General features: G+C 70.4%; 17 protein-coding genes. 15 read left to right on the forward strand and 2 right to left on the reverse strand.

The genetic code is table 11. The features are described 5' to 3' along the window. Nucleotides 1–130: 130 nt before the first annotated feature. The 6 genes from pheS to D892_RS0125395 all read left to right on the forward strand — a co-directional run bounded on the left by pheS (nucleotide 131) and on the right by D892_RS0125395 (nucleotide 7,198). Nucleotides 131–1,192 carry a phenylalanine--tRNA ligase subunit alpha gene (pheS, locus tag D892_RS0125370; RefSeq protein WP_024803924.1) on the forward strand — a complete coding sequence of 354 codons (1,062 nt, stop codon included), beginning with the start codon at nucleotides 131–133 and terminating at the stop codon, nucleotides 1,190–1,192. 61 nt (nucleotides 1,193–1,253) lie between these two features. Then, nucleotides 1,254–3,755 carry a phenylalanine--tRNA ligase subunit beta gene (gene pheT / locus D892_RS0125375; protein WP_024803925.1) on the forward strand — a complete coding sequence of 834 codons (2,502 nt, stop codon included), beginning with the start codon at nucleotides 1,254–1,256 and terminating at the stop codon, nucleotides 3,753–3,755. 32 nt (nucleotides 3,756–3,787) lie between these two features. Beyond that, on the forward strand, nucleotides 3,788–3,925 hold the full coding sequence (locus D892_RS47005) for a hypothetical protein (RefSeq protein WP_156959673.1): 138 nt from the start codon (nucleotides 3,788–3,790) through the stop codon (nucleotides 3,923–3,925). Between the two features lie 155 nt (nucleotides 3,926–4,080). Beyond that, complete coding sequence (locus tag D892_RS0125385) at nucleotides 4,081–5,406, forward strand: sugar ABC transporter substrate-binding protein (protein ID WP_024803926.1); 1,326 nt, start codon at nucleotides 4,081–4,083, stop codon at nucleotides 5,404–5,406. A 2-nt stretch (nucleotides 5,407–5,408) separates the two neighbouring features. Continuing rightward, a complete protein-coding gene (locus D892_RS0125390) occupies nucleotides 5,409–6,338 on the forward strand; it encodes a carbohydrate ABC transporter permease (protein ID WP_369801834.1) in 930 nt (309 codons plus the stop codon). After that, complete coding sequence (locus D892_RS0125395; protein WP_036567472.1) at nucleotides 6,335–7,198, forward strand: carbohydrate ABC transporter permease; 864 nt, start codon at nucleotides 6,335–6,337, stop codon at nucleotides 7,196–7,198. The genes D892_RS0125390 and D892_RS0125395 overlap by 4 nt, the downstream gene beginning before the upstream one ends. A gap of 37 nt (nucleotides 7,199–7,235) precedes the next feature. Here the strand turns inward: D892_RS0125395 and rpmF are convergent, their stop codons facing one another. Next, nucleotides 7,236–7,436: a 50S ribosomal protein L32 gene (rpmF, locus tag D892_RS45600; RefSeq protein WP_232236167.1), complete on the reverse strand. Its 201-nt coding sequence runs from the start codon at nucleotides 7,434–7,436 to the stop codon at nucleotides 7,236–7,238. 330 nt (nucleotides 7,437–7,766) lie between these two features. Between rpmF and D892_RS0125400 the strand changes: the two genes are divergently transcribed. The 4 genes from D892_RS0125400 to D892_RS0125415 all read left to right on the forward strand — a co-directional run bounded on the left by D892_RS0125400 (nucleotide 7,767) and on the right by D892_RS0125415 (nucleotide 11,547). After that, nucleotides 7,767–8,573, forward strand: a complete 807-nt coding sequence (locus D892_RS0125400) for an alpha/beta hydrolase (RefSeq protein ID WP_024803929.1) — start codon at nucleotides 7,767–7,769, stop codon at nucleotides 8,571–8,573. A 39-nt stretch (nucleotides 8,574–8,612) separates the two neighbouring features. Next, nucleotides 8,613–9,095 carry a PspA/IM30 family protein gene (locus D892_RS47935; RefSeq protein ID WP_024803930.1) on the forward strand — a complete coding sequence of 161 codons (483 nt, stop codon included), beginning with the start codon at nucleotides 8,613–8,615 and terminating at the stop codon, nucleotides 9,093–9,095. Between the two features lie 31 nt (nucleotides 9,096–9,126). Further along, nucleotides 9,127–10,146, forward strand: coding sequence for a hypothetical protein (locus D892_RS0125410; RefSeq protein ID WP_024803931.1), 1,020 nt, complete (start codon nucleotides 9,127–9,129; stop codon nucleotides 10,144–10,146). 72 nt (nucleotides 10,147–10,218) lie between these two features. Continuing rightward, the gene (locus tag D892_RS0125415) at nucleotides 10,219–11,547 is read left to right on the forward strand and encodes an alanine racemase (protein ID WP_051499167.1); all 1,329 of its coding nucleotides are present in this window, start codon (nucleotides 10,219–10,221) and stop codon (nucleotides 11,545–11,547) included. Nucleotides 11,548–11,839: 292 nt separating this feature from the next. On the opposite strand, the gene D892_RS42125 is transcribed toward D892_RS0125415, so the two are convergent. Next, on the reverse strand, nucleotides 11,840–12,175 hold the full coding sequence (locus D892_RS42125) for a putative quinol monooxygenase (protein ID WP_024803933.1): 336 nt from the start codon (nucleotides 12,173–12,175) through the stop codon (nucleotides 11,840–11,842). A gap of 724 nt (nucleotides 12,176–12,899) precedes the next feature. Between D892_RS42125 and argC the strand changes: the two genes are divergently transcribed. Genes argC through argF form a run of 5 tightly spaced genes read left to right on the forward strand, consistent with a single transcriptional unit; the run spans nucleotide 12,900 to nucleotide 18,328 of the window. Continuing rightward, a complete protein-coding gene (gene argC, locus D892_RS0125425) occupies nucleotides 12,900–13,958 on the forward strand; it encodes an N-acetyl-gamma-glutamyl-phosphate reductase (RefSeq protein WP_024803934.1) in 1,059 nt (352 codons plus the stop codon). Then, nucleotides 13,955–15,196 (forward strand): bifunctional glutamate N-acetyltransferase/amino-acid acetyltransferase ArgJ, encoded by a 1,242-nt coding sequence (gene argJ, locus D892_RS0125430; protein ID WP_024803935.1) that lies wholly within the window; start codon nucleotides 13,955–13,957, stop codon nucleotides 15,194–15,196. The genes argC and argJ overlap by 4 nt, the downstream gene beginning before the upstream one ends. Next, nucleotides 15,193–16,125 carry an acetylglutamate kinase gene (gene argB, locus D892_RS0125435; protein WP_036567474.1) on the forward strand — a complete coding sequence of 311 codons (933 nt, stop codon included), beginning with the start codon at nucleotides 15,193–15,195 and terminating at the stop codon, nucleotides 16,123–16,125. The genes argJ and argB overlap by 4 nt, the downstream gene beginning before the upstream one ends. Further along, the gene (locus D892_RS0125440) at nucleotides 16,122–17,387 is read left to right on the forward strand and encodes an acetylornithine transaminase (protein ID WP_024803937.1); all 1,266 of its coding nucleotides are present in this window, start codon (nucleotides 16,122–16,124) and stop codon (nucleotides 17,385–17,387) included. Before argB ends, D892_RS0125440 begins: the two co-directional genes overlap by 4 nt. Beyond that, nucleotides 17,384–18,328, forward strand: a complete 945-nt coding sequence (gene argF / locus D892_RS0125445) for an ornithine carbamoyltransferase (protein WP_024803938.1) — start codon at nucleotides 17,384–17,386, stop codon at nucleotides 18,326–18,328. The genes D892_RS0125440 and argF overlap by 4 nt, the downstream gene beginning before the upstream one ends. Nucleotide 18,329: the final 1 nt, after the last annotated feature.

Raw genomic sequence — 18,329 nt, forward strand, 5'->3', positions numbered from 1 at the left:
GGTGGTCATAGTGACCTCGGCCGAAATCCCGGTGAAGTGGCCTGGGTACATTGCGTACGATTCGACCAGCAACAATGTCAGGTGGGCAGTCCGCCGAAACCCGAACCAGCCAGGGGAGAGACGAATCATCGTGGCCGACGAGAACGCACGAGCCGAGCAGAGCACGGCACCGAGCGAGGAATCGCTGTCCGCCGCCGCAGCAGCGGCGGAGAAGGCGTTTGCCGCGGCGGCCGACCTGGATGCGCTCGCCACCGCCAAGACCGAGCACATGGGCGGTAAGTCGCCGATCGCGCTGGCGCAGCGGGCGGTGGGCGGGCTGCCGAAGGCCGAGAAGGCCGACGCCGGCAAGCGCGTCAACGTGGCCCGGTCGCGGGTGTCGGAGGCCTACGAGTCGCGCCGTGCCGCGCTGCTGGCCGAGCGGGACGCCGCGGTGCTGGTGGCCGAGACCATCGATGTGACGCTGCCCGCCCCGCGCGGGGCGGTCGGTGCCCGGCATCCGATCACCGTGCTGTCCGAGCGGATCGCGGAGGTCTTCGTCGGCATGGGCTGGGAGGTCGCCGAGGGGCCGGAGGTGGAGACCGAGCACTTCAACTTCGACGCGCTCAATTTCCTGCCCGATCACCCCGCCCGCACCATGCAGGACACCTTCCACATCGCGCCGGAGGGGTCGCGGCAGGTGCTGCGCACGCACACCTCGCCGGTGCAGGTGCGCTCGCTGCTGGAGCGGGAGCTGCCGATCTACGTGGTGTGCCCGGGCCGCACGTTCCGCACCGACGAGCTGGACGCCACGCACACCCCGATCTTCTCGCAGGTCGAGGGGCTGGCCGTGGACAAGGGCCTGACGATGGCGCATCTGCGCGGCACGCTGGACGCGTTCGCGCGGGCGCTGTTCGGGCCGGACACCCGGACCCGCATGCGGCCCAGCTTCTTTCCGTTCACCGAGCCGTCGGCCGAGGTCGACGTCTGGTTCCCGGACAAGAAGGGCGGCGCCGGCTGGGTCGAATGGGGTGGCTGCGGGATGGTGAACCCGAACGTGCTCATCGCCTCCGGTATCGATCCCGACGAGTACAGCGGGTTCGCCTTCGGCATGGGCATGGAGCGGACGCTGCAGTTCCGCAACGGCATTCCCGACATGCGCGACATGGTCGAAGGCGACGTGCGGTTCACGCTGCCGTTCGGCATCCAGTCCTGACCGTCACCGTTCGAGCAGCACCACATTCGAGCAGCGCCAATCACGAGGAGCGAAACGTCAAGTGCGAGTAGCGCAGTCCTGGCTGACCGAAGTCCTGCAGCGCACCACCCCGGCGTGGTCGGTGGAGCCGGACGAGCTCGACGCCGGTTTCGTCCGGGTCGGCCTCGAGGTCGAGGAGGTCGACCGGCTGGAGCGGATCACCGGCGGGACCGATCGCCCGCTGGTCGTGGGCCGGGTCGCCGAGATCACCGAGTTGACCGAGTTCAAGAAGCCGATCCGGTTCTGCAAGGTGGATATCGGCGGGTCCGAGCCGCAGGAGATCGTCTGCGGCGCCACCAATTTCGCGGTCGGCGATCTGGTGGTGGTGGTGCTGCCGGGCGGTATCCTGCCCGGTGGTTTCGAGATCAGCTCGCGCAAGACCTACGGGCACGTGTCCAACGGCATGATCTGCTCGGTCGCCGAACTCGGCATCGGCAAGGATCATTCCGGCATTCTGGTCCTCGAGCCGGGGACCGCCGAGCCCGGTGCCGATGCCAACGACGTGCTCGGCCTGGACGATACGGTGATCGAGCTGGCCATCACCCCCGACCGCGGCTACGCCTTCTCGGTGCGCGGCCTCGCCCGCGAGCTGGCCTGCGGCTTCGATCTGGAATACGCCGATCCGGCGGTGCGGACGCTGCCCGACGACGAGGCCGACGCCTGGCAGGTGCGGCTGGAGCCGGAGTCGCTGTGCACCCGGTTCGCGGCGCGGCGGGTGACCGGGGTGGACCCGGCGGCGGTCAGTCCGTGGTGGTTGCAGCGGCGGTTGCTGCTGTCGGGGGTGCGGCCGATCTCGCCGGCCGTCGACGTGACCAACTACGTGATGCTGGAGCTGGGCCAACCGCTGCACGCCTTCGACGCGGCCGAGCTCCGCGGCGGCCTGGTGGTGCGCCGCGCGCGGGCGGGCGAGAAGCTGCGGACCCTGGACGACGCCGAGCGCGTGCTCGACGCCGAGGATGTCGTGATCGCCGACGATTCCGGTGTCGTGTCGCTGGCCGGTGTCATGGGCGGCGCCTCCACCGAGGTGGGCGCCGAGTCCACCGAGATCCTGCTGGAGGCGGCGACCTGGAATCCGGTCGCCATCGCCCGCACCGCGCGGCGGCACAAGCTGGCGTCCGAGGCGTCGCGGCGGTTCGAGCGCATCGTCGATCCGGAGGTGAACGTCGCCGCGCTCGATCGGGCGGCCACGCTGCTGGCCGAGATCGCCGGTGGCACTGTCGAATCCGAGCTCACCGACGTCCGGGTGCCGGTGCCCGAGCCGGAGCCGATCCGGATGGACCTCGATCGGGCCGACCGCACCGCGGGCATCATCTACCCGACCGGCACCTCGGCGCGGCGGCTGGCGCAGATCGGTTGCGCGGTCGACGTCAGCGTCAGCGAGACCGGGCACGGGCAGCTCGTCGTGACCCCGCCCAGCTGGCGGCCCGATCTGGTGCAGCCCGCCGATCTGGTCGAGGAGGTGCTGCGGCTGGAGGGGCTCGAGCAGATCCCGTCCGTGCTGCCCGCCGCCCCGTCCGGGCGCGGCTTCACCGCGGCCCAGCGCCGCCGTCGCGCGGTGAGCCGCGCGCTGGCGTTCGCCGGCGCCGTCGAGGTGCCCGCGCCGGTGTTCCTGCAGGAGGGCATGTTCGACGCCTGGGGCCTGGCCGCCGACGATCCGCGGCGCACCACCCTGCGCGTGCTCAATCCGCTCGACGTGGAGCGCGCCGAGCTGGTGACGACGCTGTTGCCGGGACTGCTGGAAGTGGCCGCCCGCAACATCTCTCGCGGCGAGCGCGACCTGACGATCTACAGCATCGCTCAGGTGGTGCTGCCGACGGGGGAGACCCGTGCCGTCGATCCGCTGCCGGTGGACCGGCGCCCGACCGACGAGCAGATCGCGACCCTGGTGGCGTCGCTGCCGGATCAGCCGGTGCGTGTGGCGGCGGTGCTGACCGGCCGCCGGGAGCCGCGCGGGCCGTGGGGTCCGGGCCGGGCCGCCGAGGCCGCCGACGCGTTCGCGCTCGCCGATGCCGTCGCCGACGCCGCCGGGGTGACGATCGAGCGGCGGGCCGCGGCGTATCTGCCGTTCCATCCGGGTCGCTGCGCCGAGCTGGTTGTCGACGGTGTGGTCGTGGGCCACGCGGGCGAGCTGCATCCCGCGGCGCTGGAGCGCACCGGCCTGCCGCCCCGCACCTGCGCCTTCGAACTCGACCTCGACGCGCTGCCGCTGCGCGAAACCCGTTTCGCCCCGGTGGTTTCCGCGTTCCCCGCGGTGCTGCAGGACGTCTCGGTGAGTGTCGAGAAGGCGACTCCGGCGGCCTCGGTGGAGTCGGCGCTGCGCACCGGCGCCGGTGCGCTGCTCGAGGACATCTCGCTGTTCGACGTGTACGAGGGAGCCCAGGCGGGTGAGGGCCGCAAATCCCTGACCTATGCCCTCCGCTTCCGCGCCACCGACCGCACCCTGACCGAGGACGAGGCCAGCGCGGCGCGCGATGCCGCCGTGGCATCGGCTTCCGCCGCCGTCGGCGCGGTGCTGCGGACGTAGTAGGGCGGCGCTCCGTCACCGGATCGGTGGAAATGACGGCTGATCCGGTGACGGGTGTCCGCGCGGCTCCATCGGGGTCCGCCGGCTCGACGGACCTGCTGCCGCTGCTGGAGGACCTACGGTCGATCCTGTCCGCCCCGGCGGAACAGATGAAGTGGAATGCGTCGTGAGGTCGTCGAGCCTTGATCCGGGTTCCCGGGATACGCCGAGCGCTCGAACTTGATGTTGGTTCGGCGATTCCCGGTGTGATCCCGGACACCTTCGGTTACCGTGTGTGGCGTTTCGTATCAACGGTTTTCGAAGGGCACGGTTTCGGGAGGGTCGGATGGTGAGCCGGCGCGCACTACTGCGCGGTGCGGTGGTAGCGGGTGCCGCGGCGACGGTGCCGGGAGTGAGCGGGTGCTCCGGCGATCCGAACGAGCTGACCTTCTTCTACCAGGCCACGCCCGACGAGGCGACGGTGCGGCTGCGGATCATCGAGGAGTTCGCGAAGGTCCGCCCCGACATCAGCATTCGGGTACAGATGGCGGGTGTCGATCCGCAACAGCAGATCCTCACCTACTGTGCCGGTGGGAAGTGTCCCGATGTGCTGATGCAGTGGGAGTCGTATTCGCGGTTCGCCGAACTCGGTGTGCTGCAGGACCTCAACGGCATGCTCGACCGGGATCCCGACTACGCCGCTCGGCTGCGCGCCGACAGCATTCCTCAGCTGTACGAAACCTTCACGTTCGAGGGTGGACAGTACGCCCTGCCCGAGCAGTGGGCGGGAATCTTCCTGTACTACAACAGGAAACTGTTCGAGGAGGCCGGGGTGCCGCCGCCCCCGGCCCGCTGGGAAGATCCCTGGACCTTCGCCGAATTCCTGGGCGCCGCACAGGCATTGACCAAACGGGACGCCTCGGGCCGGACCAGCCAGTGGGGTTTCGTCGACGCGTGGCCGGTGCCGCGCTGGTCGGGGGCGATCTTCGGGATGAACAACGGCGCCGAATGGTTCACGCCGCCGATCAACCCGACCCGGACCAACGTCGAGGACGACCGGTTCATCGAGGGGTTCCAGTTCTACGCGGACCTGTCGGTGCGGCACCGGGTCGCGCCCACGTCCGCGGATATGCAGTCGGCCTCCGCCTCGATGTCGGCGATGGACGTGTTCTCGCAGGGCAAGGCCGCGATGGTGCTGACCGGGCACTGGCAGTACAGCGCGCTGACCGCCGAACCGGACCTGGACTTCGACGTCACGGTGCTGCCCGTCGGCCCGCGCGGGCAGAGCGCGAAATCCGATATCGGCACCACCGGGCTCGGTATCGCCGCGGCCAGTGCCAAGAAGGACCTGGCCTGGGAATTCGTCAAGTTCGCCACCGGGCCGGAGGGCCAGCGGGCCGTCGCGGCGTCCGGACTGTTCGTGCCGGCGCTGCGGTCGGCCCTGGAGTCGCCGGAATTCGCCCGGGCGCACACCCGGATTCGCAATCTCGAGGTGCTCACCGGTGGGCCGACGCATTCGCATCATCTCCCGGTGAGTCCGCGCTGGCCCCAGGTCGATGCCGCCTGGCATCGGGCCACCGATCGGGTGCTCCGCGGCGGCGCCCCGGCCTCGTGGTTCGCCGAGGGGCTGACCGGTGAGCTCGACGGCCTGCTGCAGGGGGCGGTGTCGTGACCGTGCGGGCGGACCGCGCCCCGGCGCGGCAGAACGACCGGCGCTCGGCGCTGACCCGCCGCAGGGCCGCCGCCGGCCGCGTGTTCATCGTGCCGAATCTGCTTGCGGTGCTGGTGTTCCTGCTGTTCCCGCTGGCATTCTCGCTGTATCTGAGCTTCCACCACTGGAATATGTTCGATCCGCCGGAATTCGTCGGCCTGCGGAACTACCGGCGGCTGTTCACCGGTGACCGGCTGTTCTACACCGCGCTGATGAACACGGTGATCTTCACCGTCGCCACCATCGTGCCGACGGTCGTCATCAGCCTGGCCGTCGCCGCCGCGCTGAACGCGAAGCTGAAGGGCATCGGCCTGTTTCGCAGCGTGCTGTTCATGCCGCTGGTGGCCTCGACGGCGGCGATGACCGTCGTGTGGGGCTTCATGTTCAACACCGACGGCGGCCTGTTCAACACCATGCTGGGCTGGTTCGGTCTCGGTCCGGTGCGCTGGCTGATCGATCCGGGCTGGGCGCTGGTGTCGCTGTGCCTGGTCAGCATCTGGAAGAGTGTGCCGTTCGCCGCGGCCGTGCTGCTGGCCGCGATGCAGGGCGTGCCCGAGGATCTGCACGAGGCGGCGCGCATCGACGGGGCCGGCGGGCCGCGCAGGTTCTGGTCGGTCACGCTGCCGATGATCCGCCCGGCGCTCGGGTTCGTCTTCGTCATCTCGATCATCAACTCGTTCCAGGCATTCGACCAGGCGTACGTGCTCACCGGCGGTAACGGCGGGCCCGAGACAGCCACGTATCTGTTCGGAATCATGTTGTTCCAGAACGCTTTCCAGTTCAACGATCTCGGATACGCCTGCGCGCTGGCGTGGGTGGTGTTCGTGATCCTGCTGGCGCTCACCTCTCTGCAGCTGCGGATGGGACGCGACGACACCGGGGAGGTTCGATGAGCACCGCGGCCCGGAGCAACCGCGCGAACCGGGTGGTCGCCCGCTGCACGGCGCGCGGGCTGCTGGTCTATCTCGCGCTGGTGGTGATGGCGTGGTGTGCGCTGCTGCCCGTGCTGTGGGCGCTGTCGGGATCGTTGAAGAAACAGGGTGAGGTCGCCGGAACGTCGCTGCTCCCGGCCGAGCCGCAGTGGTCGAACTACCGTCTGGTATTCGAGTACGTGCCGTTCGGCCGGATGTTTCTCAATACGGTGCTGTACGCCGGCTGTGTCACCGCCGGTCAGGTCTTCTTCTGCTCGCTGGCCGGATACGCGTTCGCGCGCCTGCCGTTCAAGGGGCGCGACGTGGTGTTCCTGGCCTATCTGGCCACGCTCATGGTGCCGCTGACGGTCACGGTGATCCCGCAGTTCATCCTCATGCGCACGTTCGGCTGGGTGGACAGCCCGCTGTCGATGATCGTGCCGGGCCTGTTCGGCAGCGCGTTCGGGACCTACCTGATGCGGCAGTTCTTCCTCACTCTCCCGGCGGAATTGGAGGAGGCGGCGATCCTCGACGGATGCAGTGTCTGGCAGACCTTCTGGCGAGTTCTGTTGCCGCACACCAAGCCCGCGATTCTCGTGCTCGCGGTGCTCACCTGGGTGACGGTGTGGAACGACTTTCTGTGGCCGCTGATCATGTTGCAGCGCACCAGCATTGCCACCCTCAACCTCGGGCTGGTGTGGATGCAGGGCCAGTACACCGCGCACTGGCCGGTGTTCATGGCGGCCTCGCTGCTCATGCTGGCGCCGATGCTCGTCGTGTACGCCTTCGCCAACAAGGTCTTCGTGCGCGGGATCGCCACCGCCGGTCTCGCCGGGCGGTGAAGTGGCCCGTTCCCGGCGATCGGGAACGGGCCACTCGCTAACCGCGCTTACGTGGTCGCAGCACTTGGCGGCCCTGGTACCGGCCGCACTCCGGGCAGGCCGTATGCCGCGGGACGACCGCGCCGCAGGCCGGGTCCGGGCAGCGCGTCAGCTGCGGTGTTCCGGCCTGTGCCAGCCAGCGGGCGCGGTGCGCCCGGACATTGGCGCGGGACCTCCTCCGGAACATGGAACTGGACATGTATCTCCTTCCCGTCGTCTTCCGCTGCGGGGCCGGTCGGGCCCGTGGATCGCGGAGGGGACGGGCGGATCCCGCCCCACGTCGGGACGGAGGACCAGGGCGAGAACGGCGGATGACAGCGTGGCTGCGCGCACGGGAATACCTCGAAACGGTTGTCGGGCAGGGTATGCCGAAGGACCCGGCCGTGGCGTGCGGCCGGGTGCGGGGCGGGGTGGCTAGGACGCGGTGGGCGTCTCGGATGCCTCGACAGCCATGCCGGGCACCGTAGCCGCGGCCCGGGCGGGCGGACAAATGGTTTTCCGGACGGCCGCTCGAGGTATGAAGGAAATCATGCGACACCCCGCCACCGCCGTCCTCAACGCGCTGACGTTCCTGCCCGAGCGGCGGATCGCCGTGACACCGGCGCGGCTGGACGTGGAGTACGAGGACCTGTACTTCACCGCCGCCGACGGCGTCCGGGTGAACGGGTGGTTCGTGCGGGCGGCGGAACCGGTGGGGCACATCCTGTTCGCGCACGGCAACGCGGGCAATATCGGCGACCGGACGCCGGTGCTGGCGCTGCTGGCGGCCGCCGGACTCGACGTGCTGGTGTTCGACTACCGCGGATACGGCCGCAGCGAGGGCAGGCCCAGTGAGGCCGGCTGCTATCTCGACGCGCGCGCCGCCCGCGAGGCGCTGCTGGGGCGTCCGGGTGTGGATCCGGACCGGGTCCTCTACCTGGGGAAATCGCTCGGGGGAGGGGTGGCGATCGAGCTGGCCACCGAATTCCCGCCCGCGGGGCTGATCCTGATGTCCACCTTCACCGGATTGCGCGACGCCGCCCGGGCGGTGTACCCGTTCCTCCCGAAACCCTTGGTGCCGAACGCCTTTCCGAGTCTGCGCCGGCTGCGCACGCTGCATACCCCGACGCTGGTCATGCACGGTGACAGCGACGAGTTGCTGCCCGTGGAGATGGGACGCGCGCTGCACGCGGCGGCGCCGGAGCCCAAGGCGCTGAAGATCTATCCGGGCGGGCGGCACAACGATCTCGTCACGACCCCCGGCTGGGCCGCGACGGTCGGGGACTGGGCCCGCGGTGTGCTCGCGCAAACCTCCACGGCCGCAGGCGAAGGACCGCACCGGCACCGCGGTCGATGACCCGGCTCCGCCGCGCGGATTCCTGCGTAGCCTGGACTCATGTCGGATACCAGTGATATGGCGGCCCTGCTGGCGGGATTGCCGGACGAGGACCTGCTGGCCGTCGTGGCGGCCGCGACCACCGGACGGCCGGCGCTGGAACAACTGCACCTGGTCGCGGCCGAGCTGGCCGCCCGCGCAGGTCATGTGCCGTCCGGACCGGCTGTGACGTCCACCACGGGCGGCCCGGATGCCTCCCCGCTGTCTGAGACATCTGGGCTGGTGGCACCGGCAGTCGGTGTACCCGTACCGCCCACCGGTACCGCGGGCATCGGCGGCTACTCCGAATCCGGTGTCCCGACTTTCGACTCGGTTCGGGATAAGGTCGAGCGGCGCTTCGGTACCGCGCAGGGAATGAGCGAGCTGTCCTCGCAGACGCCGGCGGGCCGCAGTGTCGAAGAACAATGGGAGGCGCGGGACGAGGCCGCGCGCGAACGCTTGGACCGGATCCGGAAGTCGGTGCGCCGCAACGATTCCGGCTGAGCGGGCCGGGAACGGATTGAGGGTGGATGCGATGACCGAGCCGCGGGAGATCGCCGAGCGGCTGCTCGACGCGCAGGTGGAGTTCCTCGTCGGCGAGGTCTCCGGTGAGCGTTTCGCCGAGGTGGTCGCCCGCGACGTCGAGCAGGTGATCGGCGTGGCCGACACCATCGTGTTCCGTGACGCGGTGACGCTCGAGGACGCCAAACGGACCGTCCGCAAGGTGGTCGACCGCAGCGACGGCCCGCTCGTGCGGGATCTGGTCGGGGTGCTGTCCGACGCCCTCTACGACCACATCGCCGACAACCACGACTACACCCTCGGTGACGTGGTGGAGCGCGAACCGGTGGAGGCGCTGGTGGAGAAGCTCGTCGCGATGCACGGCGCCCAGGAACGCCTGCTGGACCGGCTCGGTGACGCGCCGACGGCGGGCCCGGTGGCCGCGAAGTTCACCGACATGCTGCTCGACGACATTCTCGAGGCGAACAAGAAGATCGCGGGCAAGGTCCCGGGCGTGAATTCGCTGATGTCGATCGGGCAGTCCGCGGTGAAGACCGCGCGCAAGGCCGCCGAGGGCAGCCGGGTGAGTGATCTGGCCGCGAAGGGCACGCTGTACGCGCTGCGGCGGGTGACGAACGCGATCCGCGAGACCCTGCGCGACGCCCCGGTGCACGGCGCCGCGATGGAGTTCTGGGACGTGCACGCGGACGAGCCGGTGAGCGGCCTGCGCGACTACCTCACCCGGGCCGACCTGCGCGAACTGGTGCTGATCGTGCACCGTATCGTCGTGACCACGCGCAACAAGGAGTACGTCGGGCTGCTGCTGGACGAGTCGGTGGAGGTGTTCTTCGACAAGTACGGCGACCACACGCTGGCGGGGCTGCTGCCGGAACTGGGTGTGTCGCCGGACGATATCGCCGAGGAGATCCTCGCCTACGGTCCGGCCGTGATCGAGGCCGCCAAGCAGGGCGGTGTGCTGGCCAAGCTGATCCGGGAGCGGCTGGAGCCGTTCTACACCTCGGAGCAAGCGCTCGGTATCCTCGCGGACGCCTGACGCCCGACGCGAAACCGGTGTGGTGCCGGCGTGGACCGGCACCCGTGACGCAGTGGAGGGAGTTGCCCGGCAATGGATTCCACCGACGGCGTAGTGGCCGCTCCGTTCCAGGAGACGCGGGCGCCCGGAATCGATACCGGCGCGGTGGCGGCGCTGCACGACCGAGTGCTGGGGCCGGAGTTCAAGTCGCTGCCGGCCGCCGCCTGGGGGCGGACTGTGCGCGAGTTCCTTTCCACCACACCGTATCTGGACGATTTCGCGACACCCGTCCTGGCCATCGAGCGGGCCGCACTGGACCGGAATCTGGCGGTGATGGCCGAGTGGTCGGCGGGCGCGGGCGCGCGGCTGGCCCCGCACGGTAAGACCACCATGTCACCGCAGCTGTGGTCCGAGCAGCTCGCGGCCGGAGCCTGGGGCATCACCCTCGCCACCGCGTGGCAGGCACAGGTGGCGCGCTCGTTCGGGGTGTCCCGCATCCTGCTCGCCAACGCGCTGGTCGATCCGGCCGGATTGCGGTGGGTGGCAGGCGAATCGCGGCGGGACCCGGGCTTCGAGCTGGTCTGCTGGGCGGACAGCGTGACGACCGTCGAATGGATGCAGCGGCACCTGCCCGCGGACGCGCGGATCCCCGTGCTCGTGGAGCTGGGCGGTTCGCCCGGGCGGACCGGCGCGCGGACCGTCGAGGAGGCGCTCACCGTTGCGGCCGCGGTGCGGAATTCGCCGCGGCTCGTGCTGGCGGGAGTCGGTGGGTACGAGGCGGCGCTGGCGCACGACCGTTCCGCCGGCTCCGTGACCGCCGTGCGCGGCTATCTCCGCGACATGGTCCGGCTGCATCGTGCCCTGTCCGATCGCTACGAGCGGCCCGCGATCGTCACGGCCGGCGGCAGCGCCTATCCGGACCTGGTGGTCGAGGAGCTGTCGGCGATCGCGGACGGGCAAGGGACGCACGGTGTTCCGGCGACGGTGGTGCTGCGGTCGGGCTGTTATCTCATCCACGACGACGGCTTCTACGCCGGCATCTCACCGCTGTCCGCGCCGCGTGCCGGGCGTGGGCTGCGCCCGGCGATGCACGCCTGGGCGCGCGTGGTGTCGCGGCCGGAGTCCGGTCTGGCACTGCTGGACGCCGGCAAGCGGGATGTGCCGTTCGACCAGGGACTGCCGGTGCCGCAACGGTTTTCGGGCTCCGCCGAGGTGCCGCCGGGATCGCACGTATCGGCGCTCAACGATCAGCACGCCTTCCTGCGGCTGCCCGAGGGCGGGGACGTGCCCGTCGGGAGCGTCGTGCGGCTCGGTCTCTCGCATCCGTGCACGGCTTTCGACAAGTGGCGGCTGATCCCGGTGATCGATGACGCCGACGCCGCCCGTCCACGCGTGGTCGACCTGCTGCACACGTACTTCTAGGCCGCCTTTCCGGGCCGTCTCGCCCGGCCGCGCGGACCGGTTCGGGCGGTATCGGCGAGATCCGGCTCGCGACGGCGGCCTGCGCCGACGAGGCCGTGGCGCTCCGGCGTATCGCGTCCGGGAACTGCGTGCGTGCCGCTGTCCCGGCATGCGTGTGGCCGGGATCCGCGCTGCGCGAAAGGCTTCCGGGCCTCGAGCGCGCCGGGCGACGGTGGAAGCGTGCGCACGGAGAATTACCCGTCCGGGTGTGTTCCTGCTTCGGGGCGGCCGCCGGCTCGGAACCGGTGGGGCCTCAGCTGCCTGCCGATCGTTCCTGGGTGAACACGACCGAGCAGGCGACCGGATCGATGCGGTCGGCGAGTTCGGCCACGCGGGCGGAGAAGGATTCGAACTCCGGCCGTGCCCGTGCCCGCGCGTACAGTTCCTCGCTCGCCCACTGGCCGTAGTTCACGAGGCGCGTCGAGTCGGCGGCGCGGTGCAGGTTGGCCGAGACGAAGCCGGGCTGCTGGGAGATGAAATCCGCTGTGGTGCGCCGGATTTCATCGAGCAGGGCATCGCAGTTGTGCGGTTGGACGTGCATGGTGATGATCAGGGTCAGAAGGTCTGCTCGGGTGTCGATGACGGACACGGGTGCCTCCCGGTGGTTGCTTGCCGGACGTATCGACGAGGGTAGTAATGATATGCGCGCTTATCAACTTCGTGTTCCTGTGGTGAGTACTATCCGGGGATGTGTGACCGTACCGGAGTTGCCCGGCACGTTCGGTTGTGCTCTGCAGTGTGAATTATGCTGTGCTGCTTGGCGTTTCCCGTGAAACTTCAAGTTACCAACTAGTAACTGCCGATCGTTGCCCGGGCGGAGTGGGCCGGTGTGCGGCATCGGACGGCTACCGCCGGTCCTGCGCTCGGGTTGTTCGACCTCGGTGCGTTTCGGTATCCGCGCGGATTTCGTGGTGGCGAATCCCTCTGTTGTTCCGGCGTGTACCTGAGTTCGGCTGTCCGGCGGTGATCCCGGTCGCGAACATGCCGGCACGACCGACGTCCGGGGTGGAGCGCGGCTGCCGGGCGAGGTCGGGGCGGTCGAGAAACAGCGGCTGCCGGAGGTGTTCCGCGGCATGCTGGAGGGCGGGGGCGTGCTCATGGGTGTGCCGGGTCGTCGGCGCGAGTCCCGGCTGCGGCGCGGGTGCGGGGTTGGATCCGGAGCGTGGGTCGTATCCGGGTGGGAGACAGCGCGTGGCCCGCATTCCCGTGGTCGTCGGGATTTCCCCTGGTGGCGACTGGTTCATCGGGCGAACCGGCGACATTGCCCCGCACCCGGCTCTGAATGAGCTTGCATGATCATGCATAATCATCACATGACGGATACCTCGGGTGGGCCCGCGCTGCGGGTCGCGGTGGCCGGTGCGAGCGGGTATGCGGGCGGCGAGGTGCTGCGCCTGCTGCTCGGGCATCCGGAGTACCGAACCGGGCGCCTCGAGATCGGGGCGCTGACCGCCGGGTCGAACGCCGGCACGACGCTCGGCGAGTCGCAGCCGCATCTGCTCCCGCTGGCCGACCGGGTGCTCGCCGAGACCACCCCCGACGTCCTGGCCGGCCACGATGTCGTGTTCCTCGGCCTGCCGCACGGCCGGTCGGCGGCCCTTGCCGAGGCGCTGCCGGAATCGACTGTGATCATCGACTGCGGCGCCGACTTCCGGCTGACCGATGCGCGGGCGTGGGAGAAGTACTACAGGACGCCGCACGCCGGCAGTTGGCCGTACGGGCTGCCGGAGCTGCCGGGCGGTCGCGAGAAGCTGCGCGGCGCCACCCGGATCGCGGTGCCGGGCTGCTACCCGACCGTGGCGAGCCTGGCGCTGGCCCCGGCGGTGGCGGCGGGGATCGTCGAGCCGTCCGTCAACGTCGTGGCCGTGAGCGGAGCGTCGGGGGCGGGCCGCAAGCTCGACGTGGGCCTGCTCGGTGCGGAGGTGATGGGTTCGGCGCGTGCCTACGGCATCGCGGGCGCGCACCGGCACACCCCGGAGATCGCGCAGAACCTGACGGCCGCCGCCGGTGTGGACGTCCGGGTGTCGTTCACCCCCGTGCTGGCGCCGATGCCGCGCGGCATCCTCGCCACCTGCACGGCACCGGTCCGCGTCGACGCCGCGCAGGCCCGTGCCGTCTACGAGAAGGCCTACGCCGACGAGCCTTTCGTGCACCTGCTGCCGGAAGGCGCACTGCCGCAGACCGGTTCGGTCCTCGGCTCCAACGCGGTGACCCTGCAGGTGACCGTGGACGCCGACGCCGGCCTGCTGGTGGTGATCGGCGCGGTCGACAATCTGGCCAAGGGCACCGCGGGCGCCGCGGTGCAATCGATGAACCTGGCACTCGGTCTCGACGAGACCGCCGGACTTTCCACCGTAGGAGTGGCACCGTGACATCGACCGATACGGCGGCGAACGGCGCGACCGGCAGCCCCGACGGCAAAATCGTCCGCACCCAGGGCGTGACCGCCCCGCTCGGCTTCCGCGCCGCCGGTATCGCCGCCGGGATCAAGGCGAGCGGAAAGCCGGACCTCGCACTGGTTTTCAGCGAGGGCCCGGAGTACTCGGCGGCCGGGGTATTCACCCGCAACAAGGTGAAGGCCGCCCCGGTGCTGTGGTCGGAGCAGGTGCTGAAGGGCGGCCACCTGCGCGCGGTCGTCCTCAACTCCGGCGGCGCCAACGCGTGCACCGGCCCGGGCGGCTTCCAGGACACGCACGCCACCGCGGAACAGCTCGCCACGGCATTGAGCAACTGGGGCACCGAGACCGGCGCGGGCGAGATCGCCGTCTGCTCAACCGGTTTGATCGGTGACCGGCTGCCGATGGACAAGGTGCTGCCCGGTGTGACGGAGATCGTGCACGAGATGGGCGGCGGGCTGAACGGCGGGACCGACGCGGCGCACGCGATCATGACCACCGACACCGTGCCGAAGGAAGCCGCGTTCCATCACCGCGACAAGTGGAACGTCGGCGGCATGGCCAAGGGCGCGGGCATGCTGGCGCCGTCGCTGGCCACCATGCTGGTGGTGCTGACCACCGACGCCGTCGCCACCCCGGAACAACTGGATCGGGCGCTGCGCCACGCGAGCCGGCTCACCTTCGAACGGCTCGACGTCGACGGCTCCTGCTCCACCAACGACACCGTGCTGCTGCTGGCCAACGGCGCCAGTGCCGTGACGCCCGGCCAGGACGAGCTCGACGCCGCCGTGCTGTCGGTGTGCGAGGACCTGGCCGAGCAGCTGATGGCCGACGCCGAGGGGGTGACCAAGCGGGTACGGATCACCGTGACCGGCGCCGTCAGCGAGGACGAGGCGCTGGCGGGCGCCCGCGCGGTCGCCCGCGACAGCCTGGTCAAGTGCGCGTTCTTCGGTTCCGACCCGAACTGGGGCCGGGTGCTGGCCGCGCTCGGCATCGCGCCGATCGCCCTGGAGCCCGACCGGGTTTCGGTGTCGTTCAACGGAAGTCCGGTGTGCGCCAACGGCTTCGGTGCGGAGGGCGCCCGCGAGGTGGATCTGTCGGGTCCGGACATCCACGTGGTGGCCGATCTCGGGCTGGGCGCGGGCACGGCGACCGTCCGCACGACCGATCTGTCGTACGGGTACGTGGAAGAGAATTCGGCCTACAGCTCATGAGTATCGGGGAAGCAGTGGAACATTCGTCGGCGACGGCGAACCTGTCGGCGCTGGACAAGGCGCACGTGCTCGCCGGTGCGCTGCCGTGGCTGCAGAAGTTCCGCGACAAGATCGTCGTCGTGAAATTCGGCGGCAACGCCATGGTCGACGACAATCTCGAGGAGGCGTTCGCCGCCGATATGGCGTTTCTGCGCACCGTCGGCGTGCATCCGGTGGTGGTGCACGGCGGCGGCCCGCAGATCAGCGCCATGCTGCGCAAGCTCGGCTTGCAGGGCGAGTTCCGCGGCGGCTTCCGCGTCACCACGCCCGAGGTGATGGAGGTCGTGCGCATGGTGCTGTTCGGTCAGGTCGGTCGCGAGCTGGTCGGGCTGATCAACGCGCACGGCCCCTACGCGGTCGGCATCTCCGGCGAGGACGCGGGGCTGTTCACCGCGACCCGGCGCACGGTGAACGTCGAGGGGGTCGCCACCGATATCGGGCTGGTCGGCGACGTCACCTCGGTGAATCCGGACGCGGTGCTGGATCTCATTCGGGCGGGCCGCATTCCGGTGGTGTCGACCATCGCCCCCGACACCGACGGCGTGGTGCACAACATCAACGCCGACACCGCGGCGGCGGCGCTGGCCGAGGAGATCGGCGCGGAGAAGCTGGTCGTGCTCACCGATGTCGAGGGGCTGTATACGCGGTGGCCCGACCGGTCGTCGCTGACCAGCCGGATCGATGCCGACGCGCTGGCGGCGCTGCTGCCCCGCCTGGACGAGGGCATGGTCCCGAAGATGGAGGCGTGCCTGCGCGCCGTACAGGGCGGCGTGCCGACCGCGCACGTGATCGATGGCCGGGTGCCGCACTCGGTTCTGCTGGAACTGTTCACCGGGGAAGGCATCGGAACGATGGTGACCCCACCCGAGACGGAAACGACAACACCATGAGCACAGAGGAATTGCGGCAGCGCTGGTCGTCCGCGCTGATGAACAACTACGGCACCCCGAAGGTGGCGCTGGTGCGCGGCGCCGGGGCGGTGGTCTACGACGCCGAGGACACGCGGTACGTGGACTTCGTCGGCGGCATCGCCGTCAACAGCCTCGGCCACGCGCATCCGGCGATCCTGGAGGCGGTCACCCAGCAGCTGGGCACGCTCGGGCACGTCTCGAATCTGTATGCCAGCGAACCGGCGATCGAGCTGGCGGAGCGGCTGCTGGCGCAGTTCGGCGGCCGGAACGGGCGCGCGTTCTTCTGCAATTCCGGCGCCGAGGCCGTCGAGGCGGCATTCAAGATCGCCCGGCTGACCGGGCGGCGCAAGATCATCGCCTGCGACGACGCGTTCCACGGCCGCACCATGGGCGCCCTCGCGCTGACCGGGCAGCCGTCCAAGCGGACGCCGTTCGAACCGCTGCCGGCGGGCGTGGTGCACATTCCGTACGGGGACCCGCTGGCGCTGGAGGCGGCGGTCGACGAGGAGACCGCGGCGGTGGTCCTGGAGCCGATCATGGGCGAGAGCGGGGTGGTGGTGCCGCCGCCGGACTACCTGGCCAAGGCCCGCGCGGTCACCGCGGAGCGGGGTGCGCTGCTGATCCTGGACGAGGTGCAGACCGGTGTCGGGCGCACCGGCCAGTTCTTCGCGCATCGCGCGGCGGGCATCGTGCCCGACGTGATCACCCTGGCCAAGGGCCTGGGCGGCGGGCTGCCGATCGGCGCGGTGCTCGCCCAGGGACCCGCGGCCGAGCTGTTCACCCCGGGGCTGCACGGCACCACCTTCGGCGGCAATCCGGTGTGCGCGGCGGCCGCGCTGGCGGTGCTGCGCACCCTCGACGAGACCGATCTGCTCGCCCAGGTGGAGGCCGTGGGCAAGACGCTGATCGACGGCATCGGCGACCTCGGGCATCCGCTGGTCGATCACGTGCGCGGCGCGGGATTGCTGATCGGAATTCAACTGACGCAAGATGTTTCGGCGCGGGTGGAGGAATCGGCCCGGGCCGCCGGCTATCTGGTGAACCCGGCCAAGCCGGACGTGATCCGGTTGGCGCCCCCGCTCGTGCTCACCGAGACGCAGGCCGAGAACTTCCTGGCCGACCTGCCCGGGATCCTCGACTCCGCGGTGCGAGCGACGGGCCCGGAGACGGAAGCCGGCGTCACCGCGCAGGGCGCCGGGAGTACCGCCACGGCTTCGGCACAGGAGAAGAGGGACCAGTGAGCATCCGTCATTTCCTGCGGGACGACGACGTGTCGCCCGCCGAACAGGCCGAGATCCTCGCGCTGGCCGCGGAGGTGAAGAAGTCGCCGTTCGCGCACCGGCCGCTGGAGGGGCCGCGCGGGGTCGGGGTGATCTTCGAGAAGAACTCCACCCGAACCCGATTCTCGTTCGAGGTGGGCATCGCGCAGCTCGGCGGCCACGCGGTGGTCGTGGGCGGCCGCGACACCCAGCTGGGCCGGGAGGAGACGCTGGCCGATACCGGCCGCGTGCTGTCGCGCTACGTGGAGGCCGTGGTGTGGCGCACCTTCGAACAGCGCCGACTGGACGAGATGGTTTCCGCCGCAACGGTTCCGGTGGTCAACGCGCTGTCGAACGAATTCCACCCGTGCCAGGTGCTGGCGGATCTGCTGACGCTCACCGAGCACAAGGGGCCGCTGGCCGGCCGCACGCTCACCTACCTCGGCGACGGCGCCAACAATATGGCGCACTCGCTGCTGCTGGGCGGCGTGACGGCCGGGCTGAACGTGACCATCGCCGCGCCGGCCGGATTCGAACCGGCCGATTGGGTGCTCGAGGCCGCCCGGAAGCGCGCCGCGGAGACCGGCGCGGCGATCACCGTGACCGACGATCCGGCGGCGGCCGTCGCGGGCGCCGACGCGCTGGCGACCGACACCTGGACCTCGATGGGCCAGGAGAACGACGGGCGCGATCGGCTCGGTCCGTTCCGGCCGTTCCAGGTCACCGGCGAGCTGCTGGCCCGCGCCGCCCCCGATGCCGTTGTGCTGCACTGCCTTCCGGCGCATCGCGGCGAGGAGATCACCGACGACGTGCTGGACGGCCCGCACAGCGTGGTGTGGGACGAGGCCGAGAACCGGCTGCACGCGCAGAAGGCGCTGCTGGTGTGGTTACTGGCCCGGCGGTCCGGCGGGCGGGCGGCGTGAG

Source organism: Nocardia sp. BMG51109, from assembly GCF_000526215.1.
In the GTDB taxonomy this organism is placed as follows: domain Bacteria; phylum Actinomycetota; class Actinomycetes; order Mycobacteriales; family Mycobacteriaceae; genus Nocardia.

Excerpts from the sequence above, each read along its gene's own strand:
- D892_RS47005 (WP_156959673.1), top strand. The coding sequence starts at position 3,788 with ATGACGGCTGATCCGGTGACGGGTGTCCGCGCGGCTCCATCGGGGTCC.
- D892_RS0125415 (WP_051499167.1), top strand. The coding sequence starts at position 10,219 with ATGGATTCCACCGACGGCGTAGTGGCCGCTCCGTTCCAGGAGACGCGG.
- D892_RS47935 (WP_024803930.1), top strand. The coding sequence starts at position 8,613 with ATGTCGGATACCAGTGATATGGCGGCCCTGCTGGCGGGATTGCCGGAC.
- argC (WP_024803934.1), top strand. The coding sequence starts at position 12,900 with ATGACGGATACCTCGGGTGGGCCCGCGCTGCGGGTCGCGGTGGCCGGT.
- D892_RS0125440 (WP_024803937.1), top strand. The coding sequence starts at position 16,122 with ATGAGCACAGAGGAATTGCGGCAGCGCTGGTCGTCCGCGCTGATGAAC.
- rpmF (WP_232236167.1), bottom strand. The coding sequence starts at position 7,436 with ATGTCCAGTTCCATGTTCCGGAGGAGGTCCCGCGCCAATGTCCGGGCG.
- D892_RS0125395 (WP_036567472.1), top strand. The coding sequence starts at position 6,335 with ATGAGCACCGCGGCCCGGAGCAACCGCGCGAACCGGGTGGTCGCCCGC.
- D892_RS0125400 (WP_024803929.1), top strand. The coding sequence starts at position 7,767 with ATGCGACACCCCGCCACCGCCGTCCTCAACGCGCTGACGTTCCTGCCC.
- argB (WP_036567474.1), top strand. The coding sequence starts at position 15,193 with ATGAGTATCGGGGAAGCAGTGGAACATTCGTCGGCGACGGCGAACCTG.
- D892_RS0125410 (WP_024803931.1), top strand. The coding sequence starts at position 9,127 with ATGACCGAGCCGCGGGAGATCGCCGAGCGGCTGCTCGACGCGCAGGTG.
- D892_RS0125385 (WP_024803926.1), top strand. The coding sequence starts at position 4,081 with ATGGTGAGCCGGCGCGCACTACTGCGCGGTGCGGTGGTAGCGGGTGCC.